The sequence below is a fragment of the Pirellulales bacterium genome, assembly GCA_036267355.1.
Taxonomy (GTDB): domain Bacteria; phylum Planctomycetota; class Planctomycetia; order Pirellulales; family DATAWG01; genus DATAWG01.
In genome coordinates this window covers 18,215-31,822 of record DATAWG010000007.1, presented here as the reverse complement: position 1 = coordinate 31,822, position 13,608 = coordinate 18,215, and the positions used below count along the sequence as shown (strand labels likewise).

12 protein-coding genes are annotated in these 13,608 nt (G+C 61.5%); 9 read left to right on the top strand and 3 right to left on the bottom strand.

Going from position 1 to position 13,608, the window contains the following annotated elements; all coding sequences use genetic code 11:
* The first annotated feature begins 5 nt into the window (after nucleotides 1–5).
* The 6 genes from gmk to nikR all read left to right on the top strand — a co-directional run bounded on the left by gmk (nucleotide 6) and on the right by nikR (nucleotide 4,376).
* On the top strand, nucleotides 6–608 hold the full coding sequence (gene gmk / locus VHX65_01625; GenBank protein ID HEX3997227.1) for a guanylate kinase: 603 nt from the start codon (nucleotides 6–8) through the stop codon (nucleotides 606–608).
* A gap of 134 nt (nucleotides 609–742) precedes the next feature.
* Nucleotides 743–1,006: a DNA-directed RNA polymerase subunit omega gene (locus tag VHX65_01620; GenBank protein HEX3997226.1), complete on the top strand. Its 264-nt coding sequence runs from the start codon at nucleotides 743–745 to the stop codon at nucleotides 1,004–1,006.
* Complete coding sequence (locus VHX65_01615) at nucleotides 1,003–1,542, top strand: flavoprotein (protein HEX3997225.1); 540 nt, start codon at nucleotides 1,003–1,005, stop codon at nucleotides 1,540–1,542. The genes VHX65_01620 and VHX65_01615 overlap by 4 nt, the downstream gene beginning before the upstream one ends.
* 93 nt (nucleotides 1,543–1,635) lie before the next feature.
* The gene (locus VHX65_01610) at nucleotides 1,636–2,271 is read left to right on the top strand and encodes a phosphopantothenoylcysteine decarboxylase (GenBank protein ID HEX3997224.1); all 636 of its coding nucleotides are present in this window, start codon (nucleotides 1,636–1,638) and stop codon (nucleotides 2,269–2,271) included.
* A gap of 137 nt (nucleotides 2,272–2,408) precedes the next feature.
* Nucleotides 2,409–3,926: a carboxypeptidase M32 gene (locus VHX65_01605; protein HEX3997223.1), complete on the top strand. Its 1,518-nt coding sequence runs from the start codon at nucleotides 2,409–2,411 to the stop codon at nucleotides 3,924–3,926.
* A gap of 33 nt (nucleotides 3,927–3,959) precedes the next feature.
* Nucleotides 3,960–4,376: a nickel-responsive transcriptional regulator NikR gene (nikR, locus tag VHX65_01600; protein ID HEX3997222.1), complete on the top strand. Its 417-nt coding sequence runs from the start codon at nucleotides 3,960–3,962 to the stop codon at nucleotides 4,374–4,376.
* Between the two features lie 239 nt (nucleotides 4,377–4,615).
* Here nikR and VHX65_01595 read toward each other — a convergent pair whose 3' ends face one another.
* Both VHX65_01595 and cls read right to left on the bottom strand, forming a co-directional pair.
* Nucleotides 4,616–5,227 carry a HupE/UreJ family protein gene (locus VHX65_01595; GenBank protein ID HEX3997221.1) on the bottom strand — a complete coding sequence of 204 codons (612 nt, stop codon included), beginning with the start codon at nucleotides 5,225–5,227 and terminating at the stop codon, nucleotides 4,616–4,618.
* Nucleotides 5,228–5,693: 466 nt separating this feature from the next.
* Nucleotides 5,694–7,166 (bottom strand): cardiolipin synthase, encoded by a 1,473-nt coding sequence (cls, locus tag VHX65_01590; GenBank protein HEX3997220.1) that lies wholly within the window; start codon nucleotides 7,164–7,166, stop codon nucleotides 5,694–5,696.
* A gap of 518 nt (nucleotides 7,167–7,684) precedes the next feature.
* Here cls and VHX65_01585 point away from each other — a divergent pair.
* The 3 genes from VHX65_01585 to VHX65_01575 all read left to right on the top strand — a co-directional run bounded on the left by VHX65_01585 (nucleotide 7,685) and on the right by VHX65_01575 (nucleotide 12,193).
* Nucleotides 7,685–9,484 (top strand): ABC transporter ATP-binding protein, encoded by a 1,800-nt coding sequence (locus VHX65_01585; protein ID HEX3997219.1) that lies wholly within the window; start codon nucleotides 7,685–7,687, stop codon nucleotides 9,482–9,484.
* A 107-nt stretch (nucleotides 9,485–9,591) separates the two neighbouring features.
* Nucleotides 9,592–11,409: an ABC transporter ATP-binding protein gene (locus tag VHX65_01580; protein ID HEX3997218.1), complete on the top strand. Its 1,818-nt coding sequence runs from the start codon at nucleotides 9,592–9,594 to the stop codon at nucleotides 11,407–11,409.
* Nucleotides 11,410–11,908: 499 nt separating this feature from the next.
* On the top strand, nucleotides 11,909–12,193 hold the full coding sequence (locus VHX65_01575) for a HEPN domain-containing protein (GenBank protein ID HEX3997217.1): 285 nt from the start codon (nucleotides 11,909–11,911) through the stop codon (nucleotides 12,191–12,193).
* 47 nt (nucleotides 12,194–12,240) lie between these two features.
* Here the strand turns inward: VHX65_01575 and VHX65_01570 are convergent, their stop codons facing one another.
* Nucleotides 12,241–13,386: an SAM-dependent methyltransferase gene (locus VHX65_01570; GenBank protein HEX3997216.1), complete on the bottom strand. Its 1,146-nt coding sequence runs from the start codon at nucleotides 13,384–13,386 to the stop codon at nucleotides 12,241–12,243.
* Between the last annotated feature and the right edge of the window lie 222 nt (nucleotides 13,387–13,608).

Sequence of the window (13,608 nt, the reverse complement as noted above, 5' to 3'; positions counted from 1 at the left end):
AGCGCATGCCTGAATCCTCGGCCGGTCGATTGGTGGTGATCTCGGGACCGTCGGGCGTCGGCAAGACGACCGTGGTCGGGCAGGTCTATCCGCGCTGCTCGCGGCTGGTGGCGAGTGTTTCGGCCACGACCCGGCCTCCCCGTCCCGGTGAGGTCGATGGTCGCGACTATCATTTTCTCCCGCCCGAGGAGTTTGCCCGGCGCCGCGAGGCGGGGGAGTTTCTGGAATGCTGCGAAGTGTTCGGCCGTGGCTACTGGTACGGCACCCTGCGAAGCGAAGTTGCCCCTAGATTGGCAGCGGGGAAGTGGGTAGTCTTAGAGATTGACGTTCAGGGCGCGCTCGCGGTTCTCGAACAATACCCCGACGCACTGACGATCTTTATCCAACCCGAGTCGCCGGAGGAGTTGGAGCGCCGGCTGCGGGGGCGAAACACCGAGTCGGAAGAGGCCGTGCGCCGCCGGTTGGAAGTGGCTCGCCGCGAGATCGCGATTGCCGGCCGTTACCGGTATCAAGTGGTCAATCGCTCGGTCGAAGAAGCGGTGGGCGAAATTTGCGAGATATTGAAAGCGGAAGGGGCATACGATAACACAGTGCCGGCCGCGCGATAGAATTGGCGCTTTCGCTGCGGCAGGCGGTACAACAACACGATCTGGTCGGCAGCACTGGCAGGGCCAGTGGCACACGAAGAACATATAACCACGGCGTTTTTACCTTCAGCAGTAGCCCGGGAGATTGAAACCGCATGCTCGATGAACTCCGCGAAGAGGCGATCGTCAATAAGGTCGGCGGCCGGTTCAAGCTGTCGACATTGATCCAGAAGCGCCTGGTGGCTATCAACGGCGGCAGCCGCCCGCTGGTGGACATGGACACCGACAACAAGCTCGAACTCGTGATCCAAGAGATCATTCAAGACAAGATCTATCTCGACACGTCGTCGAATCTCCGCATCACCGGCCAGCACGATGAAGGGGGCGGCCTGCCCGATCTTGATCTGACGAACCTATGAACGGACGTCGCTTGGTGGTCGGCGTTACCGGTGGAATTGCCGCCTATAAAACGGCGGCACTGGTAAGCCGGCTCGTGCAAAGCGGCGCTCAGGTCGATGTGGTGATGACGCGAGCGGCCGAAAAATTCGTCGGCCCCGACACATTCGCCGCATTGACCGGCCGGCCGGTGCTGCGGCGGATGTTCGGCAATGCCCGCCATCCACTCGGTTCGCACATTGATTTGGCCGCCGCCGATCTGCTTTGTGTCGCTCCCGCGACGGCGAATTTCATGGCCAAGGCCGCACATGGGCTGAGCGGCGATCTGCTCGGCACGGTCTATTTGGCGTTCAAAGGACGCGTGCTGCTTGCCCCGGCGATGAACGACCGCATGTGGCAACATCCGGCCGTGCAGCGGAATGCCGAAATACTTCGCAGCGACGGCGTCGAACTTGTCGGGCCCGACGAGGGTTGGCTCAGTTGCCGCACGACCGGCCCCGGCCGCATGGCCGACCCCGAGCAAATCCAGTCCGCGATCGAGCGTCTGTTGGCGGGTTAGCCCGCAGCGCAAGCAAGGGCGCCTAACGAACCACCGTTGCTAGCGCTTCCGGCGCAAATACAAAATCGCCCACGGCGCAGCGGGAAACGACCAATGGCGCGCATTCTCATCACCGCCGGGCCGACGCGCGAGCATCTCGATCCGGTGCGATATTTGTCGAACGCCTCGACCGGTAGGATGGGCCGGGCGTTGGCGGCCGCGGCGATGGATGCGGGGCATGAAGTGCTGATCGTGTCGGGGCCGGTAGAAGTGGAATATCCACAAGCGGCGGAGGTGATTCGCGTCGTTTCGACCGATGAAATGCTCGCCGCTTGCCGCGATCATTTTGGCCGTTGCGACGGACTAATCGGCGTCGCCGCTCCGTGCGACTATCGGCCGGCGCATATCGAGCCGCGAAAGATTCGCAAATCGGGCGCTCCCTTGCAGTTGGAACTGCACGAAACCCCCGACATCGTGGCCTCGGTCGCCGCCGGCCGCCGCTCCGGCCAATGGCTGGTCGGTTTTGCGCTCGAAACCGAAGACCATCATCTCCGCGCAATGGCGAAATTGGAGCAGAAACACTGCGATCTGATCGTCGTCAACGGAGTCGCGGCGATCGGAGCGACCGATAATACGGTGGAAATTCTCGATCGGTCGGGCCGCGTGGTGGCCGCACTGGCAGGCTCGAAAGACGAGGTCGCACGAAGCATCTTCGCGTTGATCCAGTCGCGGCTGATCGTGCCGCGGTAGACACAGTTCCAGAACCGCTGGAGACTGTCCCCTCTGCCCGCTTTGAAAAACGGCTTTCACGAGATCGGTTCCGCCGGGCTTGGCGCGACGCCGGCACGGTGCTTGCGAACCACGGGCTCGCCCGTTACGCTCGCAGTATGGCAGACGCTCATCTCGCAGCTTACGAACAATTGGTATCGCATGCCCGGCAAACGGGGCTGCTGTCGGCGGTCGAATCCGTGCTGGACTGGGACGAGCGCACCTATCTCCCCGCCCAGGCCGGCGCCTACCGCGCCGAGCAGATCACGCTGTTGGCCGGCTTGATTCACGAGCGCCGCACCGATCCTCACGTCGGCGGGTGGCTTGATGAATTGCTCGTCAGCCCGTTGGCGGCCGACCGTCATTCCGACACCGGCGCAACGATTCACGAACTGAAGCGGCAGTACGACAAGGTCGTGAAGTTGCCGCAAGCGCTGGTGGAAGAATTGGCCCGAACCACGACGCTGGGCCAGCAAGCCTGGGTTTCGGCTCGAGCCGACAATGATTTCGCTTCGTTCCGCCCGATGCTGGAAAAAATTGTCCGGCTGAAGCGCGAACAAGCCGATGCCCTGGGCTATCCCGAATGCCGCTACGATGCGCTGCTGGACGATTTCGAGCCCGGCGGATCAACTTCGCGAATCGCGGCAGTGTTGTCGGCGCTGCGGCAGCGGCTGGCGCCGCTTGTGGCAGCGATCGCCGAAAGCGGACGGGAGCCGAACGTCGGCATCCTCGCGCGGCATTATCCGATCGACGCGCAGCGCCATTTCGGCGAGGCGGCTGCCGCGGCGATCGGCTTCGACTTTCGACGGGGCCGGCTCGACGTAACGGCCCATCCGTTCTGCACGCATCTCGGCCCGAACGATTGCCGCCTGACCACCCGATACGACGAGCATCATTTTCCCGGCGCGTTTTTCGGGGTGCTGCACGAAGCCGGCCACGGGCTGTACGAACAGGGTTTGCGGTCCGACTTTTTCGGTCTGCCCCCGGGCGATTCCGTTTCGCTGGGCGTTCACGAATCGCAATCGCGGATGTGGGAGAACCTGGTGGGCCGCAGCCGGGCGTTTTGGATGCATTTCTTCCCGCAAGCGCAGCAGGCATTTCCCGAGGCGCTTGCCGAAACATCGCTGGCCGATTTCTATTTCGCCATCAACGACGTGCGTCCGTCGCTGATTCGTGTCGAAGCCGATGAAGCGACCTACAACCTGCACATCATCATTCGCTTCGAATTGGAACAGGCGCTGTTGAACGACGAATTATCGGTCGCCGATTTGCCCGGCGCTTGGAATGAAAAATATCGGCAATTGCTGGGCATCGTGCCGCCCGACGATCGCGACGGCGTGCTGCAGGACGTGCACTGGAGCGCGGGCCTGATCGGATATTTTCCGACGTATTCGCTGGGAAACTTGTTCGCATCGCAATTTTTCGAGGCCGCCGACCGCGATCTCGGCGGCTTGGCGGCGCCGTTTGCCCGGGGCGATTTCGCCGCACTGCTCGACTGGCTGCGGACCAAAATTCATCGCGCCGGCCGATGTTATACGGCGGCCGATTTGGTCGAGCGCGTAACCGGCAAGCCCCTATCGCACGAACCGCTGCTGGCACATCTACGCGGCAAGTTCAGCGCGCTGTACGACATTTGACAGACAGTTTTGGCGTCCCACCCTTCCGGTCTCATGGAAAACATCGTTCGATTCAGCGTTTCGATCGAAGGCGAGTTGCTCGACGAATTCGATCGCTATTGCAAGGAAAACCACTTCGCCACGCGGAGCGAAGCGATCCGGCAGATATTCCGTCAAACGCTGACGGCCCAGGCTTGGGAATCCGACGACCATGAAACGGCCGCCACACTCACGATCGTTTACGACCATCATCGAGCCAATCTCGCCGATTCGCTGCTCCACTTGCAGCACGAGCATACCGACTTGGTCGTCGCCACGACCCACGTCCATCTCGACCACGACACCTGCCTCGAGGTGATCATTCTGCGTGGAAAGGCCGGCAAGCTGCGGCATGTCGCCTCGCAGCTCAAAGGTCTGAAGGGCATTCGGCAGGGACAGCTTGTGCTGGCCAACGCGCAGGCGACACCCTAGGCGCCATGACGAATGACGATGCACGAATGCCTAATGAATGACGGATGACCTAAATAACAACGGCTGACGCCCGCACGAGATAGCTTGGGCGTTTCGGCTCGCGTCCTCGCTAACGCTTCGGGCTAGTGATTATCGCGAATCGTTGGCGTGGATCGGATCAGCGCGAATTCGTCATTCGTCATTCGTCATTCTTCATTCTTCATTCTTCATTCTTCAAGTCATTCGGCATTCGGCATTTTTCAGACCTGGATGATGCCGCATAGGATCAAGAGACCTGCGGCGGTGATCATGCCGCCGGCGACACGCATCGCCATCGGCTGGCCCCATCGGCGAAGTCCAAGGCCGATCGCAATCCCGCTGGCGTGCAAGATGGCGGTCGCCAAGACGAAACCGATCGCGTAGGGCGCGATCGATGCCGCGGCCGAGCTTCCCAGCAACTCGTGCACATGCGCATGGCCGTGGAAGACGGCAAATAGGGCCACCAATGCCGCCCCATATTTCAGCGGAATCACCCCGGTCGCGGCGACCATCACTCCCAGCGCCAACACCGACGCGGCGATCCACCACTCCGCGCCCGGCATCGGAACGCCCAACGCGGCCAATCCGCCACCGGCCAGCATCGCGGCGATGAAGGTGCAGGGCATGATCCAAATCGCCTTGCCACCCATCCGCACAGCCAGCAACCCGACGGCAATCATCGCCAGCAAATGATCGAGCCCGCTGAACGGATGCGCCCAGCCATCGGCGAATTCGTGACCGCCATGGCCCGGATGGGCCAGTGCCGGAGTCGCAACCGCCAACGTCATCATCGCAGCTAGCGTGGCCAGCACCGTCCTGTGTCGATTGGTCATCGCCGTTCTCCTTGCAGGGGTTTTTGACCTTGAAGCGGGCATCCCAGTAAAAGGCCGAGCGTTTAATCCACAATCGCCTGCGCCGTTAATACATTTATTACAAACGTATTACTGGCTTGTCAAGCGGGCTCATTCGAAAAACGGCCGAATTCTTTCGTCTGCCCAAGATTTTTTCGGCGAGCCAGGGAAATCATCCAGCGGCATTAGCAACTGGAAGGCCAAACGCGAAGAAACTTGATCGCCGCCCGTTCAATCCTGTCTTCTGAACTTTTTGTGAGCGGAAAGCCATCATGCGGGCCCGCCTTCATTCAGCGTCGCCTAGATGAACTTGGCGGGTGTGCCGCCAACATTGGCCGCGGCCGGCTCTGCCGTTGGCGGCACATGGGGTCTGGCTGCTACGTCAAATTACCCCGATCGGCGGCTCGAAGATGCCGTGAGCGGGAGGCCGCCGCCCCCTCGCCCCTTCTCACAGATACGGCGACAGCAGCCGGGCGATGCCATCGCGCAGGCGGAGCGGCAGCGCGCGGCCATTGATGTCGACCGGCGACAGTTGCCGCGCGACGCTCCGCTTGTGGGCCACCATTTCGCCGAGCGATTTCGCCAAATCGCGATCGTAGCATTCCACATTGAATTCGAAATTCAGCCGCAAACTGCGCGGGTCCCAATTGCTCGAACCGACCAGGCTCCACAGATTGTCGACCAGCAGCAGTTTCGTATGGTCGAAAGGCGGCGGCGATAGCCAAACCCGGCAACCATGCTCGAGTAGTTCCGGAAGCGATGCCGTCGAGGCCCACTGCACCAGTGCCAGATTATTTTTGCTAGGCAGGATGATATCGACCTGGACGCCGCGCATCGCCGCCACGTTCAAGGCCGACATCAATGTCTCATCAGGCAGAAAATAGGGCGTCAGCAGCGCGACGCTCGAATGGGCGCACGATAGCGCCCCAGCGAGCACCAGCGATATTTCGCCAAGATCTTCATCCGGCCCCGAGCGAATCCCGCGGGCAAGCGCTGTTCCCGCCTCCTTTGCCGGTGGAAACCATTGCTCTCCCGACAGGACTTCTTTCGTGGCAAACGACCAATCTTCGGCAAACACCTCCTGCAATTGCAGCACGACCGGGCCGGTCAGACGGAAGTGCAGATCCTGAATCGGCGATCTGGTGTGAAGCGAAAGCATTTCCGCCGCACGGATATTCAACCCGCCGGTGAAACCGATCCGGCCATCGACCACCATGATCTTCCGGTGGTTGCGCAAATTGGCATAGGCGAAATAGCCGGGCAAAAGGGATTCCAAAAACCTTTCGGCCCGGATGCCGGCCCGCACCAGCTTGCCGATGATCGAAGGAAAGCTGTAGCGCGACCCGATTGCGTCGACCAACACGCGAACTTCGACGCCGCGCTCGACCGCCCCTTTCAAGGCATCGACGAAACGCTGGCCCAGGCGATCGTTGTCGAAGATGTAGCTCATCAGTGAGACGGATTGCGTGGCGGCGTCGATGGCGGCGAGCATCGCGGGATAGGCGGCATCGCCGCCCGCCAGCGTTTCGATGCGGTTGCCCGCCAACAGCGGCCGGTGGGTGACCCGGCCGACCAGTTCGACGAGGGTTCGCATGTGGTGGTTGTGAGCGGTGAGCGTTTTTTCGAGCTGTTCGGCTGGCACCTCGCGCTCGAGCGCGCGCGGCTCGGCCCGATATTGCCCGCTGCGCAGCAGGGTTCCGCGGCGCTTGATGCGATTGATGCCTAGCAGGGCATAAAGCGCGACGCCGACGATCGGCACAAGCCAGATGATGCCGACCCAACCAATGGCCCCGCGGACATTCCGTTTCGTCAGCGCGGCATGGCAAGAGGCGACGATCGTGGCGATCAGCATTCCGCCGGTGAATACGTACTGCCAGAAATCGTGCAGAACGACTTGCGCTCCGCGGAGGAAATGATCCATGGAAAGTCGGTTCTGCCGCGCCGCGAAGGAAAAAAACAGCAACCCGAGCCTTTGGCGACCGCGAGTGTCCTAACCGTCGTGCAACATCGTATCAACCAAAGGCTGGCACAAGCAAAAACCAGTCGAGAATCGGCGTTTTCCGATCGGCCAAAGTTTGGTACGGTTCGGCGGTCGCAGCGCGTGGCGCCGATACCCCTACCCGGCAGCGATGATCCTGTCGGCGATGCTTAATTCACAGTATAATCGACACGATTCTCCGTATTTGTCCTACCTTCGGAAAGTCTTGTTTGCGAAGCCGGCCCCACCAGCCAGCCGCCGCGAGCGACCTTTCCGCGCGCCGCCCGCCGCTTTGCTTCGATCTTGGGACCGCGACGCGGTCGTGATGTTCTAGCTGCCTTTGCGGCCAGCATGCGACTGCTGCTGCGCCGGCGTTGGATGTGCCGCTCGATTGCACCAAGACTTTAAAGACCGCGACATTGCCGTTGAGCCCACCGCAAAAAGAATTTTCGAACGGGATCTTGATCCGCCGCCTGCTCGGGCTGGCATGGCGCCACCGTTTGGGTTGCGTCCATGTGGTCGGCGAGCAGGTGCTGCTGGTGGTGCTCGCGCTGGCGCAACTCGGGCTGACCGGCTTGGGCATCGACGTGATTCGGCATCATGTTTTGCCCGGCAGTATTCCGCTTCGTTGGCCTTTCGGCTGGACGCCCGCCGGTTTGTCGCCGCTCGGGCAAGTGGCCTTGATCGCCGGCACGATTCTGGGTCTCGCGCTCATGCATGCCGCGCTGCGATTTCGCGCCGCGATCACCGTGTCGAATCTCGTGCTGAGGATCGTGGTGCAGTTGCGCACCGAAGTCTATGACAAATTGCAACGGCTTAGCTTCCGCTTCTTCGACGCCAATCAGAGCGGCTCGATCATCAATCGAGTCGCCGGCGACGTGCAGGCCGTGCGAATGTTTATCGACGGGGTGATCATCCAGGTGCTGACGGTGGCGCTTTCGCTGACCGTTTATCTGGCCTACATGCTATCGGTGCACGTGCTGCTGACGCTCGCCTGCCTCGCCACGACGCCGCTGTTGTGGTGGGCCGCGGTGCGATTTTCACGCACGGTTCGGCCGGCCTATTTGCGCAGCAGCGAGTTGATCGATCGGCTGGTGCTGGTGCTTTCGGAGAATATACAGGGCGTGCCGGTGATTAAAGGCTTCGGCCGCGAACGGCTCGAGATCGAAAAATTCACGACCGCCAACCGTGCCGCTCGCGACCAGATGCACTGGATCTTCGGCCGGATCAGCATTTTTCAGCCTGTGATGGGTTTGCTCACGCAATTGAACATGGTCGTGCTGCTCGGCTACGGCGGATGGCTGGTGATCCACGGGCAGATCGCGCTCGGCGGCGGGCTGTTCGTGTTCGCCAATCTGTTGCATCAATTTGCCAATCAAGTTAGCCAAGTGACGAACATCGCCAACAGCATCCAGGCCAGCCTGACCGGGGCGGAGCGCGTGTTCGAGATTCTCGATGCGCCGCTGGAGGTGGAAAACCCGCCGCAACCGGTGCGTCCGGCGAAAAGCCGCGGCGCGGTGCGGTTCGACAATGTTGCGTTCGGCTATCGGCCGGAATCGAACGTGATCGAGGAGATTTCGCTTGATGTGCGGCCGGGGCAACGCGTCGCCGTCGTCGGGGCCACGGGGGCTGGCAAAACGACGCTGCTCAGCCTGATTCCGCGATTTTACGACGCGACGTTCGGCCGCGTGATCGTCGATGGCGTCGATGTGCGCGATTGGGAATTAGACCACCTGCGGCGAAACGTCGGGCTGGTGTTTCAGGAAAGCTTTTTGTTCAGCAACACCGTGGCGTCGAACATCGCCTTCGGCCAACCGGATGCCACATTCGCCCAGATTCAGCGCGCGGCCCGCATCGCCGCCGCCGACGAATTCATTTCCAAATTGCCGGAAGGCTACAACACCGTCATCGGCGAGCATGGCTGCAATCTGTCGGGCGGGCAGCGGCAACGATTGGCGATCGCCCGGGCGATCCTGCTCGAGCCCCCGATTCTGATTCTGGACGACGCGCTGGCATCGATCGATCCCGGTACGGAGCACGAAATCCTGGCCGCGATGGAATCTGCAATGCGCGGCCGCACCACGTTCGTGATCGCGCACCGCTTGAGCACGCTTCGCCGGGCCGACATGGTGATCGTGCTCGATCATGGCCGAATCGTGCAGCGCGGCACGCATCAGCAGTTGCTGGTAGGCGATGGACATTATCTGGCCAGCGCCCGGCTGCAAGCGGCCGATGCGGGAGCGGCGATGCCGGCAGCGTGAGGAAAGGGGCGAGGGACGAGGGACGGGCGAGGACGGAATGCGTCGCGGCTCGCTTGCGGTGTCGCGTCGTACAACTTATCGGCAGAGAAAACCGAGTCGTCTAACGAATGTCGTCTGCAACCACCTACACCGTCGATCGAACGCTGACGCGCGTGGATCGCAACGATTCGTACGAAGCGGATACTCGGCCGCTGGATATTCGGCTGATCGTGCGGCTGCTTTCATACACCGGGCCATACGCCACGAAGCGCAATTGGCTGCTCTTGTGCGTGCTGTTTCGTGCGATCCAATTGCCGGCTCTGACGTGGTTGACCGCCGCAGTGATCAAAGGGCCGGTCGCGGGCGGGAGCACTTCGGGAATCGCAATCGGCGCGGTCGCATTTCTCGCCCTGGCGATCAGCACGCAGTTCGTCATGCACTTCCGGCAGCGGCTTGCGCTCGAATTGGGTGAATCGGTGGTGTTCGACTTGCGCAATCAGATTTTCGCGCATCTGCAAACGTTGCCGATGAGCTTTTTCAATCGCACCAAGCTGGGCCGCATCATCAGCCGCATGAGTTCCGACGTGGAAGACGTGCGGATGGGAATTCAAGAAGTGCTGTTTGTCAGCCTCGTGTCGCTGGGGCAGATGGCCGTGGCCGCGGGGTGCATGCTGTGGTTCGATTCGACGCTGTTTTTGATGGTGCTGCCGCTAGTGCCGGTGCTCGCGGCGATCAATCATTATTTTCGCCGCAAGATGAGCATCGCCCTGCGGCGGTTGCGCGAATCGTTCAGCCGCGTGACGGCAACGCTGGCCGAGAGCGTCAACGGCATTCGCCTGACGCAGGGCTATGTGCGGCAAGACACCAATGGCCAGATGTTCGGCGAACTCGTGGCCGACCACGCCCAATACAACGCCGTGCTGAACCGCGCTCAAGGACTGTTCCTGCCGCTATTGGATTTGAACAATCAGTTTTTCGTCGCCGCGTTGTTGCTCGTCGGCGGCTACAAGGCGCTCTTGCCCGGCGCGCCGACCGACGTCGGCAATTTGCTCGGGTTTTTGTTCATGGCATCAATGTTTTTCTCTCCGATCTCGACGCTCGGCAATCAATACAATCAGGCCCTGACGGCCATGGCCGCCTCGGAGCGCGTGTTCCTGCTCCTGGACACGCCCGCCGATTGGAGCGACGCCCCGACCGCTACCGACCTCGAACCGATCCGCGGCCGCATCGAGTTTCACGATCTTTCGTTCGGCTACGATCCGAAGCGGCTGGTGTTGCACGGCGTCAATTTCATTGCCGAGCCGGGCGAAATGATCGCCCTGGTGGGTCACACCGGCAGCGGCAAAACGTCGATCATCAATCTAATCGCCAAATTCTATCTGCCCACTGCCGGCCAGTTGCTGATCGATGGCCGCGACATTTGCCAGACCACGAGCAGCTCGCTGCATCGGCAGATCGGCATCGTGCTGCAAAACAATTTCTTGTTCAGCGATTCCGTGCTGGAAAACATCCGCGTGGGCCGGCCCGAGGCGACCGACGAAGAAGTGTTCGAAGCCGTGCGGCGGCTCGATTGCCTCGACCTGATCGAGGGCCTGCCGGAAGGAATGGCCACCGCGGTCGGCGAGCGCGGCGGCAACTTGTCGCTCGGACAGCGGCAGGTCGTCTGCTTCGCCCGAGCGATGCTGGCCGACCCGCGAATCCTGATCCTCGACGAAGCCACGAGCAGCGTCGACACAATCACGGAAGCGCGCATCCAGCGAGCATTGAACTTATTGCTCGAAGGCCGCACGAGCTTTGTCGTCGCCCACAGGCTCAGCACGGTGCGGCATGCCGACCAGGTGCTGGTGCTCGACAACGGTAAAATCGTCGAACGCGGCCGCCACGCGGAGCTGCTGGCCCTCGGCGGCACATACGCGCAGCTCTACCGGCGGTTTGTCGAGCAATAGCGCCATTGCCGTGCCGGTGATTGGCCAAGATCTGCAAATCTGCCTCGGCTGGCGATTATAATCGGGCGGTCCCACGACTTTGCGAACTTCGCCGACTCGGCCACTTGGCGGCTGGAGCCATGACCACGGATCGCGCCGCAAGCACCGCAAGTCAACCGCGAAAAAAGCTGCCGCCCGCGGTGCTGCGGGACATCGTGCGGCGCGTCGTTGCGGCGGCGCGGCCGGAAAAAAATCATCCTTTTCGGATCGGCTGATCGAGGCACGATGGGGCGCTACAGCGACGTTGGCCTATTGGTCATCAAGGGGGGGCAAGTTCGATCGCGCACGTGTCGAAAATGCGATTCCGGCTGCCTGCTGGGCGTCAGAACAGTAGTCTTCGAAGTCGGCCGCTGGCAAAACGTTTCGAGAATTGAGCTGGGCGCGGCGTAACCACTCGCGTGGATCGGGAGGAGCGAATCGCTTACGCGACATACACGACTTTTCCTGCCCGCAATGCAGGGTGGATCACCAGACAGAGAAGGCCATCAAAGCCGTCTTCATTCTTCGCGAGGCAAAGTTCCAATACATCCACGACCTGGGACGATTGCTGACCGAGCTGGCAAACGCGGGCGTCTCGGTGCCCAAGTATCTCTTGCAGGCCGATCAACTTACCCGATATGCTGTTATCGCGCGTTATCCGGGTCGTTCCCCTCCGGTGACAAAGGCGCAACACGCGCGAGGTGTGCGGATCGCAGAGCGAGTCATCAATTGGGCGGAGCGGCAAATCCGCAAGAAATTCCCGTGATCCAAGCCGGCTTCGCGGTTGCGGCTCGCTTGCGATTTCGCTTCTCGTCATCGATGCCGGGCCGCTCTGCCGAGCCTTTTGACCACGCGAGCGGTAACGGCCTTTTTTTTCCGCACGCGGCCGGTCGTCGCCGCCAGGCAGAAATCGTGACGATTGTGGTGCAATTGCCGGGCGGCGACTTGCGAATATCCCCACGAGCGCACGCGCTCGAGATACTCGGGCACGGCGAGCGCCGGGGCGCCGTCCATCAATTTGAGCGTCAGCAGCAGCCCTTCGATGTGGACTTCGCGGTGTGTGACGATTGCTTCGACGGTGTCGAGCGTGTAGCGCGGGGCGACGTTCATATCGGCGGTCAGCCAGCGAACTTTGCGGAACTCGCGGCGGCGAACGTCGGCACCACGTTTCTTCCAATGCTCGAAATGCGGATGCGAAACGACGCGCGGGTCCATGTCGGCCGGATCGATGCCGATCACATGCAAACCGCGGTTCAAGAGCGCTTGGCTTGCCCCGCCAGGCGCGCTGCCGATCTCGACACACACATCCCCGCGCTCGACGGGCAAGCCCGACCAGGCCAGCGCTTCGTCCATTTTCAAATAGGCCCGGCTGACGGCGTCGAGCGGCAACGGCTCCCAAAACAATCCGCCGGGCCAGCAACTTGCCGTGCCCGAAACCCGGTGCAATCCGACCCACCATTGCTCCGGCGCGACCAGCACGCAATCGAGCACCAAGTCGCCAGGACGCGTTCGATCGAGGAGTGGCGAGCCGGCGCTCACGGCCTTCGGATCGCCATTCACGTTCGACGGCGCCGAGCGTAGAATCGCATCGCGCACTTCTGCCACCAGCGGCGGCGGCTCCGCTTGTTTCGCGCTGCGGTGGTCCGGCGAAACCAGATCCCGCTGCCAAACGTGCAGCCGATCGATCGCGTGGCCTGCCGACAATTGCCAAACGCTGCGGGCCCGCTCGTTCAATGTCTCTCCGGTTGCTTTGCCCAAGCTCAGCGCCGCGGCGCGGACAAACACCGAGCCGAGCAAACAGCGATCGTCGATTCCATGCTCTCCCGCGAGTTTGAACGTCAAGAATCCTGGACGCGAATAGGCAAAACGCAGCCCCGGCCAATCGCGGGCAAGTTCTCCCTTCACCGCCGCTTCGGCGCCGATCTGGCAGGTGACAAAAATAAATTCCGGTTCGCGCATCGTTCGCTTTCAAACAACCCGATCTTTTTGCTTCAAACTCGCCGGATCGGCACACAAGCCCGCAGCGTTAGCGAGGGAATCCGTGACAGACGAAATCACTTCCGCCGTGTGCCATGCCCACCGTTTTACATGGGCATGTTTCGGTCTAAGCTCTCGATCGCTCCACATGCCCACTGGCCGACTGCGCTGGCCAGTGGCACACCGGCGATTGCATTGTAGCCC

Excerpts from the sequence above, each read along its gene's own strand:
- gmk (HEX3997227.1), top strand. The coding sequence starts at position 6 with ATGCCTGAATCCTCGGCCGGTCGATTGGTGGTGATCTCGGGACCGTCG.
- VHX65_01620 (HEX3997226.1), top strand. The coding sequence starts at position 743 with ATGCTCGATGAACTCCGCGAAGAGGCGATCGTCAATAAGGTCGGCGGC.
- VHX65_01615 (HEX3997225.1), top strand. The coding sequence starts at position 1,003 with ATGAACGGACGTCGCTTGGTGGTCGGCGTTACCGGTGGAATTGCCGCC.
- VHX65_01610 (HEX3997224.1), top strand. The coding sequence starts at position 1,636 with ATGGCGCGCATTCTCATCACCGCCGGGCCGACGCGCGAGCATCTCGAT.
- VHX65_01605 (HEX3997223.1), top strand. The coding sequence starts at position 2,409 with ATGGCAGACGCTCATCTCGCAGCTTACGAACAATTGGTATCGCATGCC.
- nikR (HEX3997222.1), top strand. The coding sequence starts at position 3,960 with ATGGAAAACATCGTTCGATTCAGCGTTTCGATCGAAGGCGAGTTGCTC.
- VHX65_01595 (HEX3997221.1), bottom strand. The coding sequence starts at position 5,227 with ATGACCAATCGACACAGGACGGTGCTGGCCACGCTAGCTGCGATGATG.
- cls (HEX3997220.1), bottom strand. The coding sequence starts at position 7,166 with ATGGATCATTTCCTCCGCGGAGCGCAAGTCGTTCTGCACGATTTCTGG.
- VHX65_01580 (HEX3997218.1), top strand. The coding sequence starts at position 9,592 with ATGTCGTCTGCAACCACCTACACCGTCGATCGAACGCTGACGCGCGTG.
- VHX65_01570 (HEX3997216.1), bottom strand. The coding sequence starts at position 13,386 with ATGCGCGAACCGGAATTTATTTTTGTCACCTGCCAGATCGGCGCCGAA.